Annotated in this window: 18 protein-coding genes and 1 riboswitch; of the genes, 11 read left to right on the top strand and 7 right to left on the bottom strand. The window is 31.3% G+C overall.

Translation table 11 applies throughout. The features are described 5' to 3' along the window. Positions 1-2 precede the first annotated feature (2 nt). The gene (gene purB / locus Q0870_RS03130) at positions 3-1346 is read left to right on the top strand and encodes an adenylosuccinate lyase (RefSeq protein WP_298550998.1); all 1344 of its coding nucleotides are present in this window, start codon (positions 3-5) and stop codon (positions 1344-1346) included. A 19-nt stretch (positions 1347-1365) separates the two neighbouring features. Further along, a complete protein-coding gene (locus tag Q0870_RS03135) occupies positions 1366-1563 on the top strand; it encodes a hypothetical protein (RefSeq protein WP_298551000.1) in 198 nt (65 codons plus the stop codon). A 49-nt stretch (positions 1564-1612) separates the two neighbouring features. Here the strand turns inward: Q0870_RS03135 and Q0870_RS03140 are convergent, their stop codons facing one another. From Q0870_RS03140 to Q0870_RS03155, 4 genes are all read right to left on the bottom strand, one after another. After that, positions 1613-2155: a DUF4252 domain-containing protein gene (locus Q0870_RS03140; RefSeq protein ID WP_298551002.1), complete on the bottom strand. Its 543-nt coding sequence runs from the start codon at positions 2153-2155 to the stop codon at positions 1613-1615. Positions 2156-2170: 15 nt separating this feature from the next. Beyond that, the gene (locus Q0870_RS03145) at positions 2171-2731 is read right to left on the bottom strand and encodes a DUF4252 domain-containing protein (protein ID WP_298551004.1); all 561 of its coding nucleotides are present in this window, start codon (positions 2729-2731) and stop codon (positions 2171-2173) included. Positions 2732-2826: 95 nt separating this feature from the next. Continuing rightward, entirely contained in the window at positions 2827-3300 is a 474-nt protein-coding gene (locus tag Q0870_RS03150; protein WP_298551006.1) for a hypothetical protein, read from the bottom strand. Beyond that, positions 3287-3796, bottom strand: a complete 510-nt coding sequence (locus tag Q0870_RS03155) for an RNA polymerase sigma factor (RefSeq protein WP_298551008.1) — start codon at positions 3794-3796, stop codon at positions 3287-3289. Before Q0870_RS03155 ends, Q0870_RS03150 begins: the two co-directional genes overlap by 14 nt. 340 nt (positions 3797-4136) lie before the next feature. On the opposite strand from Q0870_RS03155, the gene Q0870_RS03160 reads away from it, so the two are divergent. Continuing rightward, the gene (locus Q0870_RS03160) at positions 4137-5615 is read left to right on the top strand and encodes a S41 family peptidase (protein WP_298551010.1); all 1479 of its coding nucleotides are present in this window, start codon (positions 4137-4139) and stop codon (positions 5613-5615) included. After that, complete coding sequence (locus Q0870_RS03165) at positions 5608-6237, top strand: ATP-binding protein (protein ID WP_363317916.1); 630 nt, start codon at positions 5608-5610, stop codon at positions 6235-6237. Before Q0870_RS03160 ends, Q0870_RS03165 begins: the two co-directional genes overlap by 8 nt. A gap of 245 nt (positions 6238-6482) precedes the next feature. Here Q0870_RS03165 and Q0870_RS03170 read toward each other — a convergent pair whose 3' ends face one another. After that, the gene (locus Q0870_RS03170; protein WP_298551012.1) at positions 6483-8354 is read right to left on the bottom strand and encodes a TonB-dependent receptor; all 1872 of its coding nucleotides are present in this window, start codon (positions 8352-8354) and stop codon (positions 6483-6485) included. A gap of 66 nt (positions 8355-8420) precedes the next feature. Next, a riboswitch (cobalamin riboswitch) is annotated at positions 8421-8630 on the bottom strand. Positions 8631-8840: 210 nt separating this feature from the next. Between Q0870_RS03170 and Q0870_RS03175 the strand changes: the two genes are divergently transcribed. The 7 genes from Q0870_RS03175 to Q0870_RS03205 all read left to right on the top strand — a co-directional run bounded on the left by Q0870_RS03175 (position 8841) and on the right by Q0870_RS03205 (position 16382). Then, positions 8841-9989, top strand: a complete 1149-nt coding sequence (locus Q0870_RS03175) for an ABC transporter substrate-binding protein (protein ID WP_298551014.1) — start codon at positions 8841-8843, stop codon at positions 9987-9989. After that, positions 9990-11021, top strand: coding sequence for an iron ABC transporter permease (locus tag Q0870_RS03180; RefSeq protein ID WP_298551016.1), 1032 nt, complete (start codon positions 9990-9992; stop codon positions 11019-11021). Then, the gene (locus Q0870_RS03185; RefSeq protein ID WP_298551018.1) at positions 11021-11815 is read left to right on the top strand and encodes an ABC transporter ATP-binding protein; all 795 of its coding nucleotides are present in this window, start codon (positions 11021-11023) and stop codon (positions 11813-11815) included. The genes Q0870_RS03180 and Q0870_RS03185 overlap by 1 nt, the downstream gene beginning before the upstream one ends. Before the next feature lie 110 nt (positions 11816-11925). After that, on the top strand, positions 11926-13608 hold the full coding sequence (locus tag Q0870_RS03190) for a hypothetical protein (RefSeq protein ID WP_298551020.1): 1683 nt from the start codon (positions 11926-11928) through the stop codon (positions 13606-13608). 8 nt (positions 13609-13616) lie between these two features. Continuing rightward, the gene (locus Q0870_RS03195; protein WP_298551022.1) at positions 13617-14255 is read left to right on the top strand and encodes an SCO family protein; all 639 of its coding nucleotides are present in this window, start codon (positions 13617-13619) and stop codon (positions 14253-14255) included. 70 nt (positions 14256-14325) lie between these two features. Continuing rightward, the gene (rmuC, locus tag Q0870_RS03200) at positions 14326-15645 is read left to right on the top strand and encodes a DNA recombination protein RmuC (RefSeq protein WP_298551024.1); all 1320 of its coding nucleotides are present in this window, start codon (positions 14326-14328) and stop codon (positions 15643-15645) included. A 194-nt stretch (positions 15646-15839) separates the two neighbouring features. Next, entirely contained in the window at positions 15840-16382 is a 543-nt protein-coding gene (locus Q0870_RS03205; protein WP_298551026.1) for an acyl-CoA thioesterase, read from the top strand. A 60-nt stretch (positions 16383-16442) separates the two neighbouring features. On the opposite strand, the gene carB is transcribed toward Q0870_RS03205, so the two are convergent. Continuing rightward, positions 16443-19298, bottom strand: coding sequence for a carbamoyl-phosphate synthase large subunit (carB, locus tag Q0870_RS03210; RefSeq protein ID WP_298551028.1), 2856 nt, complete (start codon positions 19296-19298; stop codon positions 16443-16445). A 113-nt stretch (positions 19299-19411) separates the two neighbouring features. Continuing rightward, positions 19412-19573: a 50S ribosomal protein L34 gene (gene rpmH / locus Q0870_RS03215; RefSeq protein WP_034059443.1), complete on the bottom strand. Its 162-nt coding sequence runs from the start codon at positions 19571-19573 to the stop codon at positions 19412-19414. Positions 19574-19603: the final 30 nt, after the last annotated feature.

Consider the following 19603-nt stretch of genomic DNA (forward strand, 5'->3'; position numbering starts at 1 on the left):
TTATGTCATTATCAGCATTAAATGCCGTCTCTCCTATTGATGGACGCTATAGAAGTAAAGTAAGTGAATTGGCGCCGTATTTCTCTGAAGAGGCTTTAATAAAATATCGTGTTTTAGTTGAAATAGAATATTTTATTGCGCTTTGCGAAATTCCTTTACCTCAACTTCAATCTATTGACAGCGGTGTTTTTGAAAGCTTAAGAGCTATTTATAAAGATTTTTCCTCTGATGATGCAATGGCAATCAAGAAGATTGAAAGTGTTACTAATCATGATGTAAAAGCAGTTGAATATTTTATAAAAGAGCAATTTGATAAGCTAAACTTGAGTGCGTATAAAGAATTTATCCACTTTGGTTTAACGTCTCAAGATATAAACAACACTGCTATTCCTTTAAGTATTAAGGAAGCCATGAACGCTATTTATGTACCTGAATATTTTATAGTTTTAGAAAAACTTAAAAGTTTATCTAAAGATTGGAGTGCCATTTCTATGCTGGCTAGAACACACGGACAACCAGCATCTCCAACAAGACTTGGTAAAGAAATTGAAGTATTTGTTGTTCGTCTTGAAGAGCAATTTAATTTACTAAATGATATTCCAAGCGCTGCCAAATTTGGTGGAGCAACTGGTAATTTTAATGCACACCATGTAGCGTATCCAGATATTGACTGGAAAGCTTTTGGAAGCCAATTTGTACAAGAGAAATTAGGTTTACAACACTCTTTTCCAACAACTCAGATTGAGCATTACGACCATATGGCGGCTTTATTTGATACCTTGAAACGTATTAACACCATAATTCTAGATTTAGATAGAGATATCTGGACCTACGTATCTATGGATTATTTTAAACAAAAAATTAAAGCTGGTGAAGTTGGAAGTTCTGCAATGCCACATAAAGTTAATCCTATAGATTTTGAAAATTCTGAAGGGAACTTAGGTATAGCAAACGCTATTTTTGAGCACCTATCAGCTAAACTACCTGTTTCAAGATTACAACGCGATTTAACAGATAGTACTGTATTGCGTAACGTTGGTGTTCCTTTTGGACATACGCTTATTGGTTTTAAATCGACTTTAAAAGGTTTGAATAAATTATTGTTGAACGAAAGTAAATTTGCTGAAGATTTAGAAAACAATTGGGCAGTTGTTGCTGAGGCCATTCAAACTATTTTGCGTCGTGAAGGTTACCCTAATCCTTATGAAGCTCTAAAAGGTTTAACAAGAACTAACACTAAAATAAATCAAAATTCTATTTCTAATTTTATTGATACATTAGAAGTTTCAAACACAATAAAAGAAGAATTAAAACGTATTACACCTAGTAATTACACAGGGATTTAAATATTAAATAATATACAATATGTTAACCGATAAACAATCTATAGTACTTACTGGACTTATGGCTGTTAGTATTTTTGTTTTTGGAATACTGAATATTCTAGATAACTTTGTTGTTTTAACTGTTCTTACTATTATATTTTTTAGCATTGTTATTAATATACTTTATTCTAAGTATAAACCAGAAAAGATAACTCAAGACCAAAACAATTCCAAATAAAAAAGGCTTCCACTAGGAAGCCTTTTAACATTAACATAATTACTATAAGTTATTTGAAGAAATTCATAATATTTTCTATCTGACCTTCATCTACATTTGCATTTTGAAATGCGTTAATTAAAGTAACCATCTTTTCAGGGTTCATATCATCACCTAATATTCTAACAATACCAAAACCCATATCTTTGGCGCTACCAAACACTATTACCTCATCTGCTTCTTCATCTGTGCCAATATATTTTACTGATATTTTATTGCCTTTGTCGCTAAACTCCATTAAATCCTTATACTTACCATTACTTAAAATAGTTTTCACTTTTGCTATTTCAGCTTTATAAGTTTCAGTATCTGTTTCATTAACCTTATAGCCTAAAAAATTTAATTTATCTACAGAGTTATAAGCTTCTTTTTGCTCTTTTGTAAAGTTAGATTTGTCTATCTCTATCAATGAAAGTGGCAAGTCTTGAGATATAAAATTTTTCGCCTCTTGGTTATCTACATAATAACGTTGCAAACTAACATCATTACCACAGCTAATAAAAATAACTGTGGTAAATAATGTGTATGCTAAATATTTGATTGTTCGTTGCATTGATTGATGATTATTTTATTTATCTTTTTCTAAGTGCTTACCTCCTGGTATGTTCATTTTATCAGTAAGTTTAGAAATTTCATTAAGATCTATATCTCCTGTAAGTGATACTACAACGGTTTCAATTTTACGTTCTTTCCCATTAATTTCAATCTTATCATTCATCATTTTATCAATACCGTTTACAAAAATTAAAAGTTCTTTTACATGGTCAGAATCTTTACCTTCTTTAACATAAAACTTCACCTCGGTTCCATCGTCCTTAACTTCCATTAATTCTTCTAAACCTCCAGAACGTGATTTTACCCATTTAGAAATATCAGCAGAAATAGAAGCGTTATCCGTTACAATAGTTTTAAAACTGGTAATGCTTTTTACCATATCCATATATGCTTTTGCCTCTGCATCTTCCACATTAATTCCCATTTTTGCTATCATTTGAAACATTTTAGGTTTAATGTTTACATAAGTAACGTCATTATTGTCACTATACTTTTCAAAAATATTCTTTTGTGCCATTCCCGCTAATGGTAATAACATAATGGCCATTACTAGTACTATTAATTTATTTTTCATTGTTCTTGTTTTTAATTTATTTGAATTATTCATTGTTTTTTTTGATACTGAAATACTGAAACAAGTTCAGCACAAGCAAGTTCAGTACACGTTAATTAGTTTTTAAAAATTATACTTGTTGTGTTTTCAACTTCGTTAAGGTATCCTAAAGCTGAAGTCCCTTTATTTACTTCATTTAAGTATCCAACCGTTGAAGCACCTTTATTGAATTTAGAAGAAATCATTTCCATTGATTTTGAAAATTCATTAAAAGCTAATTGGGGATCTTCATAAGTACCTAGTTCGCCAGTGTTAAGCGTTGTACCAAAATAAAACCCAAGCATAAGCGCCACTAATGCTGCGACAGAAATCCATTTGTAATTAAAATTACGATTTGTTTTTAATGGAACGTCTTTAGTAAATTGCTCCTGCTTATTTACCAAAAAATACGTAAACATGGGTTTGTACATTTCTAAATGTGGCGGTACAGTTTCTTGTGTAAAATAGTATTTTAACTGCTGCTCTTCTTTAAGCGATGTTTCTCCGTTTTCGTACTTTTCTAGTAATTTTTCTATATTATCTAACACCATAATTATGTGTATTTGTTAACTTCTCTCTTATTGTTTTTCTTGCTCTTGATAAGGCCACACGAACCGCTGTATTATTCATATCCAGCATTTTTGCAATCTCATCAAAATCATAATCTTCTATATCTCGTAATTGAATTATCATTTTCTGTTGTTCAGGTAAATCAGCTATAATTTTTGCTACCCAATTTACACTATCATTTAATTCAACCTGTTTTTGTAATGGCGTGTTATTTTCCTCATAATTACTATGTACAATTTTTAAATTCTGTGATTGCTTCGATTTTAATTTATCAAAACAATAATTCTTTGTCATAGTCATAGAAAAAGCCTCAACATTTTTATACTCAGAAATTTTTAATTTGTTTTTCCATAATTTCAACAACACTTCCTGTGTGGCATCTTCAGCTTCTTCCGTAGATACAAGTAATCGTTTTGCTAAACGAAATACTTTATCCTTAAAAGGCATTACAATATTTAAAAACTCTTTTTGAGTCATTTTGGTTTGGTTTAAATAAACAGCTTAGTTACGGCTATTTAATATTACGACGACCATGTATTCGTTTTGTTACATTACAAATAAAAAAAATAAACTTTATGGCGTAACCCAATCGGGTCGGGCTTTCATAAGTCGCTCTCTGCGAAGAGCTCCAACAATTGCTCAATTCCTTACGCGGGCTTATAAGCTAAGTTCAGTAAAACATTAACTTTTACCTTTATTTAAAAAAGCTATAGACCTACCTACACTCAACGAATTATCAAGTGTTTATTTTTTATTACACAATAATGTAAGTAAATTTATGGTTTTAAGGACTACTTATATAAAATTGCAGAAAAAAATGAAAAGATTAAACGTTGCCCTAATACTAATTCTTGCTGCTTTATTTTTAACCAGTTGTTTTGAAGATAGTGATGACACAGCTGTTACAGTTAGGGATATTAACGACTTTATTTATAAAGGTTTAAATATTTTTTATTTATATAAAGATGATGTACCAGATTTGGCAAACAATCGCTTTTCTAATGATAATGAGTATAATGATTATTTAAATGCTATCCCCTCACATTTCGATTTTTTTTACAACCTTAGACATCAACCAGAAAACATAGATAGATTCAGTAGGCTTTTTAGCAATTATATTGCTCTTGAACAGCTTTTAGACGGTGTGTTCACAACAAACGGTATGGAATATAAAGCGTTTACTTTCTCATCATCATCAGATATTAGATATGGTATTGTAACTCACGTGCTACCTAATACAGATGCTGAATCTCAAGGCGTTAAACGTGGTGATATTTTTTATGCTATTGATGGTGTACAACTTACAAGCAAAAATCGCTTTCAATTAACAGGTGGAGATAGCTATAGTATTAATTTAGGTGCATATAACGACAACCTTACACCCAATGATACTTCAGACGATTTTATTGATGAAACCACAGAAACCATTACTTTAAGTAAATCTCAATACTCAGAAAACCCAATTTTTATAAACACCATTTTAAACATAGAAAGTAAAAATATTGGATATTTAATGTATAATGGTTTTACAAGTCCATTTGACAGTCAATTAAACACTGTTTTTGGTACGTTTAAAAATCAGAATATTGATGAATTAGTTTTAGATTTAAGATATAATTCTGGTGGCTCAGTAGATACAGCCATTTTACTATCAAGTTTAATTACTGGACAATTTACTGGAGATGTTTATAGTACCGAAGAATGGAATACTGAATTCCAAGCTTTTTATGAAAACCAAGACCCTGAATCGCTTATTAATAGGTTTACAGACAGTAATGATGGTTCTGCAATAAATAGCCTTGGCTTATCTAAAGTTTATATTCTAACTACAGGATCAAGTGCTTCTGCAAGCGAATTGGTTATAAACTCTTTAAGACCATATATTCAAGTCGTTCAAATTGGAACAACCACAACTGGTAAATATCAAGCCTCAACAATTGTTTATGACTCTCCAAATTTCAGAAGATCTGGTGCGAACCCAGGGCATACTTATGCTATGTTGCCATTAATTTACAAATCATTAAATATTAATGGTGATACCGATTATTTCAATGGTTTAGACCCTGATATTTTAATTGCAGAAAACGTCAATAACCTAGGTGTTTTAGGTAATCAAGACGAACCCTTACTTGCAGCAGCAATTGCAGATATTACTAATTCTGGGCGCTTTATACAGCAAAAAAACAGCACCGTTCAATTTACAAGTCATAGCAAAGATTATATCCCAGCAGGATTAGGTATGTATTCAGATAAAGATATTCCAACTAATTTATTTAAAGAAATCCTATTTGAATAAACACAAAACCTACTTCAACTGGAGTTCGGGTAAAGATTCAGCATTAGCACTTTATCATTTATTGCAAGATAATCGCTACTCGGTAGATGAATTAATAACCACAGTTAATAGTCATTTCAACCGTGTTTCGATGCATGGTCTTAGAAAAGAGTTATTAATCGCCCAAACCAATGCCTTAAATATACCTGCAAGTTTAATTGAACTTCCAGAAATGCCAAGTATGGAAGTCTATGAGCAAAAGATGATAGACACCGTTTTAAGATTAAAAAAAGATGGCTTTACGCATACGGCTTTTGGTGATATTTTTCTTGAAGATCTAAGAGTTTATAGAGAAAACCAATTAGCAAAACAAAATATAAAAGCAGTATTCCCTCTATGGAAAAGAGATACCAAAGCATTGCTAAATGAGTTTTTAAATTTAGGTTTTAAAACTATCATAGTTTGCGCAAACTCTAAATACTTTGATGAGGATTTTGTGGGAACAGTGATTGACGAAAATTTTATTAAAAACCTACCTGAAGGTGTAGACCCTTGTGGAGAAAACGGAGAATTTCACACCTTTTGTTTTGATGGTCCTATTTTTAAAACACCCATTAAATTTAAAGGTTTATCGAGAATATAACATTCCAAAACAAGACGATAACTCTATTTGTAAAAGCAATTCAGAAAAATACGGGGTTTGGTATTGTGATTTGATACCATAAAAAAGAGGTTGTCTAAAAAACAAGTCTACTGTCACATTGAGCGCAGTCGAAATGTTTTAAATTGTTGATAATCAGAAATAGGTTTCGACTGCGCTCAACCTGACAAAATGAAATAAAGACCTTTTAGACAACCTCTTTAATAAAATAGTTAAGATTTATATTTTTACAAAGTCAACTGAAAACCTAATCTAGCATTTCTTCCTTTTGTAGTAAATCCTAAAATTTCTTCATAATCTTCATTTAATATATTGTCTATACCTGCAAATACTTTCATATTTTTCATAAGGTTATGACTAAAATATAAATTAAGCAAACTAAAACTATCAAAAATAACTGGTGTTGCTGGAAAAGTACTAAAATCATTAACCGTTCTATCTGATGTATATTGATAAGATAGTGAAGCAAATGAGTTTTCAGATAAATCATATCCTAATTGTAAATTAGCTTTATGCTTTGGAATACCTATAGCAACAGCATCTCTATTTTCTACAAAGGTATAGTTTGCTGTAACCTTTAAATCCTTAGTAGGTGTAGCATTTACTTCTAACTCTAATCCTTGTGTTTTAATTTTGTTTTCAGCATTCATATATCCTAATGTAAAATCGTATATAAAAAAGTTCTCTTCAGTTCTATTAAAATAAAGTGCATTAACTCGTAAATTATTTGATAATTTAAATTCAACCCCACCCTCTATAGTCGTATTTTCTTCTGGGTCTAATTCTGGATTGGGACCAAAAAACCCGAATAATTGAGTTAATGACGGCGCAATAAACGATGTACTATAAGAACCAAACAATTTAGTATATCTATCATCAGCATGCTTAATCACATAAGATGGGTTAATATTGTAAGTGAAATGAGACCCATACTCACTATGACTATTTAACCTACCACCTAAATTAACATTTAAGCCAAAATTTGACACATATACAAAATTTAGGTAAGGATCTATATTTGTAAATATTTCTTCCTCTGCAAACTGTGCTTCATTTTCACTAGCATTTAAACCAATAATAGTGTAGAAAGAGTCGTTAAAATTATATTTATTGTAAAGGTCTAAAACTTTGTTTTTAGAAAATGGTTCTGATGGAAAATTAGAAATAAATTCCCTTTCATATTCGCTAAAAGCAGCATTTAAATTAATACTTCCATTTTTATAACTGAATTTAGAAGATATACCAACTCTAGATTGTTTGCTTTTAAAAACATTAGCAGCATCGAAAAATGCACCACCATCGTATTCAGAATTAATATTAGTAAGATTTCCAAAAATATGTAATGAAAATGCATCGCTAAATCGATATCCTAAATTTACGTCCAATCCATATTTAGAAAATTTATCTTTTTCATTTTCATCTGTAATTGCTGCAGACATACCATCTGCAAACTGCTGATTTAAAGCAGTACGATACGTGAATTTATTTAAAGTTCCACTTATTGCGACACTATTATTAAAATCTGCAATATCATAATCTTGGTCTGATTCAGATTGGTTACTACCTATACTAGATGCAAACACAGCTTGAATCTTTTCCTTACCTGCCTTTTTAGTTGTAATATTAATAACTGCTGCTGCTGCGCCATTTCCATACAATGTACTAGCAGCTCCTTTTATAATTTCAATAGATTCTATTTGACTTAAATTCAAAAGTCTAAAATCATACTCGCCATTAAGTTGAGATACATCGCTAACCTGAATACCATCAATTAAAACCAATACCTGACGATTACGCCCGCCTCTAACATAAACCCCAAGGTTTTGCCCTGTATTACTTCTACTACCATTAATCTCAATACCAGACTGAGTGTTAATTAATTCTGAAACCGTTCTTCCTTGATTTCTTTCAATCTCTTGTTTTGAAATCTTAATTACTGTTTTACCTGAATTTTCACGTTTTAAAGCAAAACGCGAATCTGTAATAACAACTTCATCAAGTTGCTGTACTTTTGTTGAATCTACCGCTTGTTTTTGTGCAAATCCAAATACCGATATACCAAAACATAGTATACCAATAACTTTTGTCTTTTTGTTCATTTTAATGAATAATTACTCGAGAATCGTATGGATTATCATACGCAAACTTCTATCCCGAAAGTTTAACTTATTTGTTTTGAAAATGGCAGGTCTCCTGACTTGCGTCTTCATGTTGGTCTTCCCAAAGATTGCTCTTCAGTGACATTGAAGTTGAACATGAAGCTTTGTAGCTCACAGTTGCGGGAACAGTTCTGGAATTGATTAAAAATTCTCACCAGATTCCCTTTTAATCCGTTCAATTAAAATTGAACAAGAACCAAAATTCGCTGCAAAAGTAGATGTTTTTAGTATAAGTAGATAAACAAACTTTACTTTTTCTTATTCAATTTATAAACAAGATAAATAAAGCCAATAAGAAAATGAGCTATTATAACTCCACCTACTATATATATTGTTAAATTTGAACCGTCTCGCATAGGTTTTATGTTTATTTACAAAATTAAAAACCTAAAAGGTTTTAATTTGCTACAAATGTTACATCATTATATGAAGTTTAATTATTGTCTATTATTCATTGTTTTTGTTTTTTTTAACTGTAAAAGTGAACCTTCAAAAAAACTCAAAGAAAATATTACAGGTATTTCAATCAAACTTAAATATGCTAAAGGATTTTCAATAAAAAAGTATGAAACGCACAAAATTTTAGAAGTAAAAAAACCTTGGCCAGAAGCAAATAGAAGCTATAGGTTTGCTTTACTAGAAAACAATTATGACGCTGATTATTGGATTTATGAAAGAGAACGCTTTGATAATACCATAGCATTACCAATTCAAAAAATAGTAGTCACATCTACAACCCATATCCCTGCTTTAGAATTATTGGGAGTTGAACAAACCCTAGTTGGATTTCCTGGAACGGATTATATTTCATCTGAAAAAATAAGACAACAAATAAACAAAGGAAACATAAGAGAACTTGGAAAAAACGAAAGTTTAAATACAGAAGTGCTTTTAGAATTAAACCCCGAATTGGTTGTTGGTTTTGGTATTGATGGCAACAATCGCTCCTTAGAAACTATTAAAAAATCTGGAATTCCAGTAATTTTTAATGGCGATTGGATTGAAGAATCTCCTTTAGCTAAAGCGGAATGGATAAAATTTTTTGGAGCTTTATACAATAAAGAAAAAGAAGCTGATTCTATTTTTAATCGAATAGAAAAAGGATATTTAGAAGCTAAAAAGTTAGCCGAAAATGTAAAACACAAACCCACTATTTTAAGTGGCGCCATGCATGCTGATATTTGGTATTTACCAAACGGAACAAGTACTGAAGCACAACTTTTAAAAGACGCCAATGTAAATTATCTTTGGAGTGATACAAAAGGCTCTGGGAGTTTAAAATTAAATTTTGAATCTGTTTTTGTAAAAGCAAAGGATGCTGATATTTGGCTTAGCCCTTCAAATTATTCAAGTCTAGAAGCTTTGAAAAATGGCAATCAAAATCATACTATGTTTAATGCATTTCAAAATAAAAACATATATACATTCACCAATACCACTGGGGATTCTGGGGGTGTTTTATATTACGAATTAGGAATGACAAGACCCGATTTAGTACTCAAAGATTTGATGAAAATTTGTCATCCAGAACTATTAGAAAATTATAAGTTATACTTTTATAAACCATTAAAATAATTGTCAAATAAAAAAACATATCACAAATCCTTTATAGCACTATTAGCTATTCTAATCTTTTGTTTTTTTATTAATATTAGTTTAGGCTCTGTGTCCATTCCTTTAAAAGATATATTTAATAGCCTTATTAATAATGCAACAGAACAAGAAACTTGGCAACATATTATCCAAAACTACAGATTACCAAAAGCCATAACCGCAATTATTGTAGGCTCAGGGTTAGGCATTTCTGGCTTGCTTATGCAAACCTTGTTTAGAAATCCATTAGCTGGCCCTTTCGCTTTAGGAATAAGCTCTGGTGCTAGTTTGGGGGTTGCTCTTGTAATACTAGGTTCTAGTTTTTTTGGTGGTGTTCTGGCATCACTTTTTATTTCAAAATGGGGCATTGTTATTGCCGCAAGTTTAGGAAGCTTTTTGGTGTTGTTAGCCGTTTTGGCAGTTTCCATAAAAGTAAGAGACACTATGGCTATTCTTATTATTGGACTCATGTTTGCAAGTATTACAGCAGCAATTGTTAGCGTGCTTTCTTATTTTGGCTCTGCAGAACAATTACAGCAATATATTTTCTGGGGATTCGGTAGTTTAGGGAATTTAACTTGGCACGATATTCTCATTTTGTTGTTTATTTATGGATTAGGAATCATTATAAGTGTTCTATCTATAAAACCTTTAAACACGTTACTTTTAGGAGAAAATTATGCCAAAAGCTTAGGGCTAAATATTAAGCAAAGTCGCCTAATAATAATTATAGCCACAAGTTTACTAGCCGGAACGATTACAGCTTTTACTGGCCCTATTGCTTTTATTGGTTTAGCAATTCCTCATATAACTAGGCAGGTTTTCAATACATCAAATCACAAAATACTATTACCAGCAGTTTTTATACTTGGCGCCATTGTCATGCTTATTTGCGATAGCATAGCTCAATTACCAAATAGTGATTATACGCTACCTATCAATGCTATTACATCGCTAATTGGTGCTCCTGTTGTTATTTGGTTATTAGTTAGAAAACGTAAAATGGTGTTTTAATGAAAAACAATAACCAACATATCATTTTAAAGACCGAAGATTTATCCATTGGTTACACTTCAAAAAAAGCAAAAACTATTGTTGCCTCAAATATCAATATTGAATTGCATAAAGGAGAATTTGTTGGACTAATCGGCGCCAATGGCATTGGAAAATCTACTTTAATAAGAACATTAACTCAAGTTCAAGCACCTTTAAATGGTTCTATTCATTTAAACAAAAAAAATGTAGTAGACTATAACCCTTTGGACTTGGCAAAAGTGATGAGTTTGGTTTTAACCGAACAAATAGCTTCAAAAAATTTATCGGTTTTTGAATTGGTGGCTTTAGGAAGACAACCTTATACCAATTGGGTTGGAAATTTATCTAGAAATGATATCGAAATTGTTGATAAAGCATTAATACAAACAAACTTATGTGATTTAAAAACCAAAAAATGTTTTGAACTTAGCGATGGCCAATTACAAAAAGTAATGATTGCACGAGCTTTAGCCCAAGACACAGATTTAATTATTCTAGATGAACCTACTACACATCTAGATATGTACCATAAAGCATACATATTAAAGTTACTTCAAAAACTTGCTAAAGAAACGAATAAAACTATTTTATTTTCATCTCATGAGATAGATTTAGCTATTCAGCTTTGTGATAAAATGATTGTTATGACCGATAAAGAAGTGGTTTCGGATGAACCTTGCAACTTAATTGCGAAGGGCACCTTTGAAACCTTATTCCCTAAAGACTTGATTTCATTTGATGAAACCACAGGAACATTTCGAGTAATGAATTAAGCATTCTTACTTCTGTTAATTTTTACTATATTTACATATCTGAAAATCAAAACATTACCTTTTCTCTCCTTTTTTAAATGATTTTCAAATCGAACTTAAAAACTAATTTAATGAAATCATTAAAATTTATTTTGCCTGTTTTTGGGCTATTGTTGTGCTTTAATTGTAAAAACCCTAAACCTAATCCAGCATTAGCATCTATCGATTTTCAAAGAGGCGATTTACTATTATGTGGCAGTGGCCAATTTGGTGAATTAAAATTTTCACTTTCCTGTGATTATGAAACCAGAAAAGCATTTGATTTAGCTGTAGCTTTACTACATTCATTTCAATATAGCGAATCTGAAAAAGCATTTGTAAAAGTGATTGATGCAGACCCTAATTGCCCAATGGCATATTGGGGCGTTGCTATGAGTATTTATCATGCTGCATGGTTCCCTCCTTCCAATGAAGATTTAATTAAAGGCTCAGCTGTTTTGAAAATTGCCAAAGAATTATCGATGGATGAAAAGCAAAGAGATTATATTAATGCTATTGATGCCTTTTATACCAATTGGGAGACTATAGACCATAAAACAAGAGCCAAAAGGTTTGAAAATAAAATGGAAGCTATTCACTTAAAATATCCCGAAGATATTGAAGCAGCCATTTTTTATTCCTTAGCATTATTTTCTACAAGAGATAGAGTTGGTAAAGCATTTAAAAATGAAAGAAAGGCAGGGAAAATTCTTGAAGGCTTATTTGCCGAGAATCCAAACCACCCAGGGATTGCACACTATATAATTCATAATTATGACAACCCTGTATTAGCTCAAAAAGGATTAGAAACGGCACGTAGATATGCCAGTATTGCTCCATCTTCAGCTCATGCGCAACATATGCCATCACATATTTTTACCAGATTAGGCATTTGGCAAGAGTCTATAACATCTAATTTATTATCGAGTGAAAGCTCAAGGTGTTATGAAGAAGCTGCAAATTTATCTGGAGCACATTTTGAAGAAATTCATGCCATTGATTATTTAGTGTATGCCTATATACAAAAAGGAGATAATTCAAGTGCTGAAGAACAATATAGTATAATAAAGAATAAAAAAGTTTTTTATCCTATGATGCTAACCGCTGTAACTTATCCTTTAACAGCTATTCCTGCAAGACTAGCCTTAGAAAACAAAAATTGGGAACGCGCTGCTCGTCTTACTTTACAAGATGTAGAACTAGATTGGGATAAATTTCCGTGGCAAAAAGCTATACATCACTTTGCAGTAGCAATGGGAGCAGTAAATACAAATGATTTTAAAACTGTTGAATCTGAAATTGAAATATTGAAAAGTTTACATAAAAACTTAATAGACCAAAATGATAAAACAAAAGCCATTCAAGTTAAACTAGTTGAAATACAAATTAAAACAACACAAGCTTGGCTAAGTTTTAGAAAAAATGATTCAAAAAGTGGCCTTGCATTAATGCAAGAAGCTACCGAAATAGAACGACACACAAGCAAACACCCTGTCACACCCGGAGATGTACTCCCAGCCATAGAATTATTGGGTGATATGCTTTTAGAAATGAATAAACCAAAAGAGGCATTAGCAGCCTATGAGGAAGATTTAAAAGGACGCCCTAACAGGTTTAATGGTATTTACGGAGCAGCAATAGCTTCAGAACAATCTGGTGATTTAGGTAAGGCAACTGGTTATTATAATCAACTTATTGAATTAACAAAAGATTCGAATAGTAATAGACCAGAAATTGAAAAGGCAAAAGCATTTATTAAAAACCATGCCATTTAATTTTTAAAATGATTTCTAAATTTTTAAACAAAAGCACGTTAACATTATTAGTTTTAGCATTTTCTTGCAATACATTTTCAAAAAAACAATTACCAGTTTATAATCCTTCAGATTTAAACCCTGAATTAGTTGACAAAAGTCTTCTAAATAAAAATGAAAATCATTCAGTAGCCAATTTCAGTTTGATTAATCAAAACGGAAACAGTATTACTCAAGAAACCTTTAAAGACAAAATATACATTGCTGATTTCTTCTTCACACGCTGCCCAAGTATTTGCCCAATTATGACGAATAATATGTTGAAAATTCAAAATGAATTTATTAACCATGATGATGTTATGCTACTATCATTATCAGTAACACCAGATATTGATAGCATTTCTGTATTAAAGGAGTATGCAAATAACAAAGGCGTTATTGATTCAAAATGGCATGTAACTACTGGAGATAAAAAACACATATACAACTTAGCTCGTAAAAGCTACTTTGCCGTTGTTGAACAAGGAGATGGTGGCTTACAAGATTTTATTCATACACCAAACTTCATTTTAATTGATAAGAAAAAGCAAATTCGAGGCATTTATGACGGCACCGATGATGATGATATTAAACGTGTTATTAACGACATTAAAATTCTAATAAAATAAGATAAACTTCCTACTTCTTGTTTCGGTCTTCCAACTTAAAAAATTATCTTTGACTATATTTCTTTTCTAAATGAACGATAGCCTTATTCTCATTATATCCATTTTAATTGCTGCTACCATTGGTGGCTATTTAGGTATGCTTTTCACAAAACTTAAAACTAAAAGTGAACAAAGTACACTTGAAGAACGCCAAAACCAAATGCAATTAACTATTGAAGAGTTAAAGCAAAATTTAACTAAAATTGAAAATGAACGTGAAGACATTCGTCGCGAAAAAGACTTTTTAAATACAGAATTAGCAAGAAAAAATTCTGAATACGAAAACCTTCAAGAACTCAATCTAAAACGTGATGCAGAACTTGAAGAACGCCAAGAACAACTTCGTAAAGATTTTGAGTTGTTAGCCACTAAAATACTAGATGAAAAGTCTGAAAAATTTACACTTCAGAATAAAGAAAACATTAAAAACATATTAAATCCGCTTCAAGAAAAAATTAAAACTTTTGAAGAAAAAGTTGATTTAACTCAAAAGGAAAGCATCAGTATGCATTCGGCTTTAAAAGAGCAATTATTAGGTTTAAAAGACTTAAACCAACAAATGACAAAGGAAGCTACAAACCTCACAAGGGCATTAAAAGGTGATAGTAAAATGCAAGGAAATTGGGGAGAATTAGTTTTAGAACGCGTTTTAGAAAAATCTGGTTTAGAGAAAGATAGAGAATATTTTGTGCAACAAAGTTTCACAAGAGATGATGGGTCTCGTGTTTTACCAGATGTTGTTTTGAATCTTCCTGATGGTAAAAAAATGATTATTGACAGTAAAGTGTCTTTAACTGATTATGAGCGTTTGGCAAATGCTGAGGAGGATGACAAACAGCAATTTCTAAAAGCCCATGTTAATTCTATTAGAAAACATGTAGATCAACTTTCAGATAAAAATTATCAGGATTTATATGATATAGAATCGCCAGATTTTGTACTCATGTTCATCCCTATAGAGCCCGCTTTTGCCATAGTTGTAAATGAAGACAATTCAATTTACAACAAGGCGTTTGAAAAGAATATTGTAATTGTCACGCCTTCTACATTATTAGCTACATTACGTACTATAGACAGCATGTGGAATAACGAAAAACAACAACGTAATGCTATTGAAATTGCGCGACAAGCAGGAGCGCTTTACGATAAATTTGAAGGCTTAGTAAGTGATTTAACTGGTGTTGGAAAAAAGATAGATGCTGCTAAAAACGATTATTCTTCAGCAATGAATAAATTAGTTGACGGCAGAGGAAATCTCATAACAAGTGTTGAAAAACTTAAAAAGATGGGAGCTAAAGCAAAAAAATCACTCCCCGAGGCTATTATTAAACGTGCAGAAGAGGACGAATAAAATAACATTCTATCTCACTTTTAATTTACCTGTTGTTATTTTAACAGTTCCATCCAGAATATTTATTAAAATTACTTTTTTTTACAAAATATTTCATAACTCAATAAAAATAAATAAAGCACTAAAGTGGACATAAAATATATTACTACATTAGGGCTCATTTGTAGTTTGTTTCATTTTTAAAATAAAGGCTCATGTTTAAGCACGCCAAAGACTCTCAAGTATCTATTACAGAACTCATGTTACCATCACATTCAAATTTTAGCGGAAAAATTCATGGCGGTCACATTTTAAATTTAATGGATCAAATAGCATTTGCTTGTGCTTCAAAACACTCCAGGAATTATTGCGTAACAGCATCTGTAAATAAAGTTGATTTTTTAAACCCTATTGAAGTTGGTGAATTAGTAACTCTTAAAGCATCAGTTAACTATACCGGAAGAACCTCTATGGTTGTTGGCTTACGAGTTGAGTCAGAAAATATTCAAACAGGAAAAATTAAACATTGTAATTCATCTTACTTCACTATGGTTGCCAAAGATAAAGATGGAAAAAATGCTAAAGTTCCAGGTTTAATTTTAGATACAGAACAAAGTGTTCGCCGTTTCGCAAGAAGTATAGCTAGACAAGAACAAGCTAGAAAAAGGTCATCAAAATTTAGGGCTTCTGAGTTTAAAATTGAAGAACATATAGAGTTTATTAAAACTCAAAATGCCAAAATTGATTTTAATCATTAACAAAAAAATTATAAAAAAAGCCGCATAAAGCGGCTTTTAATCAAATATTTTACTGAAGTATTATTTACTCAAGTACATTTTACGTCTTGAATATAAATCGTAAAACTCATCATCTTTTAAGCTATCGATAAAAAGGATACTTTCACCAGTACTTTTCATTTCTGGTCCTAAACGCTTATCTACATTCGGGAATTTGTTAAAAGAGAATACAGGTTGTTTAATTGCATAACCATCTAACTGAGGATTGAAATCAAAGTCTGTTACCTTCTTTTCACCTAACATCACTTTAGTAGCATAATTTACATAAGGCTCCTTATAAGCTTTAGCAATAAACGGAACCGTTCTAGATGCTCTTGGGTTTGCTTCAATAATATATACCGTATCATCTTTAATAGCAAACTGGATATTAATTAAACCAACTGTATTTAATGCTTTAGCAATAGTATGCGTATGATCAATGATTTGTTGCATTACTAAGTCTCCTAAATTAAAGGCTGGTAATGTTGCGTTAGAGTCACCTGAATGTACACCACATGGCTCAATATGTTCCATAATACCAATAATATACACATTACCATCAGCATCACAAATAGCATCTGCTTCAGCTTCAATAGCACCATCTAAATAATGATCTAAAAGGAGTTTATTATTTGGCATTCTTCTTAATAAATCAACAACATGCTCTATTAAGTCTTCTTTATTAATTACAATTTTCATCCCTTGACCTCCTAATACATATGATGGTCTTACCAAAATTGGAAAATCCAATTCTTCAGCTAGAACTAAAGCTTCATCTGCGTTTTCAGCAATTCCAAATTCTGGATAAGGAATATTATTTTCTTTCAACAACCTTGAAAAGCTTCCTCTATCTTCAGCTAAATCTAATGATTCAAAGCTTGTGCCTATAATTTTAATACCGTATTTAGTTAACTTTTCAGCAAGTTTTAAAGCTGTTTGTCCTCCTAACTGTACAATAACACCTTCTGGTTTTTCATGACGGATAATATCATAAATATGTTCCCAGAATACAGGCTCAAAGTATAATTTATCTGCAGTGTCAAAATCTGTAGAAACCGTTTCAGGATTACAGTTTATCATAATAGTTTCATAACCACATTCAGCAGCTGCTAATACACCGTGTACACAACAATAATCAAACTCAATACCTTGTCCAATTCTATTAGGACCAGAACCAAGTACAACAATTTTCTTTTTATCAGTTACCACACTTTCATTATGTGTGTATTGTTCTCCTGAAGCTGTTTCAACTACATTTTCAAAAGTAGAATAATAATATGGTGTTTTTGCTGTAAACTCAGCAGCGCAAGTATCAACTAATTTAAATACACGTTGTATATTAAACTCATCTCTCTTATTATAAACCTGACTTTCTAAACAACCCAACATATGAGCTATTTGGCGATCTCCATATCCTTTTTGTTTCGCCTCAAGAAGTAAATCTCTATCTATATCATCAATAGTGTAATTTGAAATCTCTTTTTGAAGTTGAAAAAGTTCTTCATATTGTTTAAGATACCACATGTCAATTTTTGTGATATCATAAATTTGACTTAATGGAATACCAATTTCAATAGCATCATAAATTGCAAAAACACGATCCCAACTTGCATGGGTAAGTTTTTCTATTATCTGGTTATAATCTGTATAACCTTTACCATCAGCACCTAAACCATTTCTTTTAATTTCTAGTGATTGCGTTGCTTTATGAAGTGCTTCTTGAAAAGAACGTCCAATACCCATAACCTCACCTACGGCTTTCATTTGAAGCCCTAATGTTCTGTCTGAACCTTCAAACTTATCAAAATTCCAACGTGGTATTTTTACAATAACATAATCTAAGGTTGGCTCGAAAAGTGCTGAAGTAGACTTAGTAATTTGATTATCTAATTCATCTAAAGTATAACCTATAGCTAATTTAGTTGCAATTTTAGCAATTGGATATCCAGTTGCTTTACTTGCTAATGCTGAAGAACGTGATACACGTGGGTTAATTTCAATAGCTATAATATCTTCTTTTTCATCTGGACTAACTGCAAACTGCACATTACAACCACCTTCAAAATCACCAATACTACGCATCATTTTTATAGCCATATCGCGCATCTTTTGATACGTTTTATCGCTTAAAGTCATTGCTGGAGCAACTGTAATAGAATCTCCTGTATGAATTCCCATAGGATCCATATTCTCGATAGAACAAATAATTACAACATTATCATTTTTATCACGAAGTAACTCTAATTCATACTCTTTCCAACCCATCATCGCTTTATCAATCATTACTTCGTGGATTGGAGAAATCTCTAATCCTCTACGTAATAATTTATCATAATCTTCTTCTTCATAAACAATTGCAGCACCAGCACCTCCAAGTGTATAAGAAGCTCTAATGCATAAAGGAAAACCAAACTCTTGAGCAATTTCTTTTCCTTTTAAGAATGATGTTGCAGTAGCTTGTGGCGCCATATCAACACCTATTTTTCCCATCAATTCTCTAAACTGCTCTCTATCTTCTGTTATGTTAATGGCATTAATATCTACACCTATTAATTCAACATCAAAGTCTTTCCAAATGCCTTTTTCATCAGCTTCAATACATAAATTTAATGCAGTTTGCCCACCCATAGTTGGTAATACCGCATCAATTTGTGGGTGTTCTTTTAAAATTTTAATAATAGATTTTGTATTCAAAGGCAATAAATAAACATGATCGGCCATTGAAGGGTCAGTCATGATTGTTGCTGGATTTGAATTTATAAGAATAGTTTCAATCCCATCTTCTCTTAAAGAACGTAAAGATTGAGATCCTGAATAATCAAATTCACATGCTTGACCTATTACTATAGGTCCTGAGCCAATAATTAGTATCGATTTTAGTTTTGGATTTTTCGGCATTTTTTACTGGTTATATGTTGTATTTAAATGTGTTGCAAAAATAGTAATCAGCAGATATAAAAAAAGGCATTACCGTTAAGTAATACCTTTTAATTATCAACAATTGTTAATCATTATTTTTTATGTCTAGTTTCTGTTGAAACAGATAATTTTTTTCTTCCTTTAGCTCTTCTACGCGCTAATACCTTTCTACCGTTAGCAGAAGCCATTCTTTCTCTGAAACCATGTTTGTTTCTTCTTTTTCTCTTTGATGGCTGAAACGTTCTTTTTGGCATTTTCTTATGTTTTTAAATCTGTGTTGTAAT

Origin of the sequence: uncultured Algibacter sp., assembly GCF_947487575.1 — a bacterium.
Classification (GTDB): Bacteria; Bacteroidota; Bacteroidia; order Flavobacteriales; family Flavobacteriaceae; genus Algibacter_B.